Raw genomic sequence first — 214 nt, 5'->3', positions numbered from 1 at the left:
ACTGTGTTTCACTTCTGAGTTCGGAATGGGATCAGGTGGTGCCACAGCTCTATGGTTTCCAGACAAATTTTGTTTATCTAACGCAGTATATTGCATTAAATAATAATTCGGAAAGCTGATTGCTTATTGAGTCTCTCGCACTGCTTAAGCGCTTCATTCTAACACTAAGTCGTATCAGTAAAACCCATCTGGGTTGTATGGTTAAGCCTCACGG

General features: G+C 41.1%; 1 rRNA gene. It reads right to left on the bottom strand.

Annotated elements, in window-relative coordinates:
- A 5S ribosomal RNA gene (gene rrf / locus H5114_RS20380) occupies positions 1-63 on the bottom strand; the annotation flags it as partial.
- Positions 64-214 lie beyond the last annotated feature (151 nt).

It is taken from the genome of Shewanella sp. SR43-8, from assembly GCF_014163775.1.
Classification (GTDB): domain Bacteria; phylum Pseudomonadota; class Gammaproteobacteria; order Enterobacterales; family Shewanellaceae; genus Shewanella; species Shewanella vesiculosa.
This window is presented reverse-complemented; position numbering and strand designations above follow the sequence as displayed.